General features: G+C 59.0%; 1 protein-coding gene. It reads left to right on the top strand.

The window, feature by feature from the left end; all coding sequences use genetic code 11:
- Nucleotides 1-293: 293 nt before the first annotated feature.
- On the top strand, nt 294-912 hold a 619-nt coding region (locus KUM32_RS37870; protein ID WP_217146360.1), incomplete at its 3' end, for a haloacid dehalogenase-like hydrolase.

Genomic DNA, 912 nt, shown 5'->3' with positions numbered 1-912 from the left:
GCGTAAGGCAGCCGAGCGTCCGCCGTTCTGACCAGGGGGGTACTTCCGCCCCTTCGCCGCGCTGAGCGGCAGGGAGGCAAAAAACCTACGTGGCTCATTAGGACGTTTCGGTGGAGGTAAACCCCCGGGAATCACAGTTGGTTTCCTCGCTTCCTATATAAACCCAGAGCTCCCCGCGCTCGTCACCCTAGCTAGGGCGGCGGGCGCGGGGGCTTCAGCATGCTCGTGGTTAGGGGCGCCACTACGGCGGGCTTCCCGAGTGCGAGTTTGCGTGAGAAGATTCCACCGTGTCGATGAAACAGACTGATCCAGCACTCGTCTTGTGGGACGTAGACCATACTCTCGTAAGTATCGGTGGCGTTAGTCGTTCCATCTATGAGCGGGCTTTTAGCTCGGTCATAGGGCGCCCCCTTCGCGGCCTAGCCTCCATGACCGGGCGAACGGAGCGCGCCATTATCACCGAGACCTTGCAGCTCAACGATGTTGAGGCGTCACCTTCACTCGTCTCAGATTTCTATTCGGCCCTCGGTGTGGCAGCACAAGATCTAAAAGGTGAGATGCAAAGCAATGGGCACTCGCTACCGGGGGTTCATGAAGCTATATCCGCATTTCACGGCAAAAGGGCCGTGCAATCACTCGTAACAGGGAATATCCGATCTATCGCCAAAGCGAAGCTAAGCGCATTCGGTCTTGCTGACGGGATCGACTTGGATGTGGGTGGCTACGGTGACGACGGAAGCGACCGCGCTGACCTCGTTCGACTCGCCCGCGATCGGGCCGAGGAGAAATACCGGATCGCTTTCCCCGGAAAGCGAACGTTCATCATCGGTGACACGCCTCACGATATCAAAGGCGCTCACGATGCCGGAGCATTTGCAGTCGGGGTGGCGACTGGCAGTAGCCCCGTAGAGG

This window comes from Streptomyces sp. AC627_RSS907 (assembly GCF_019049165.1).
Note: the sequence above shows the minus strand (reverse complement) of the source record. Positions and strands in the feature narration are given on the sequence as shown.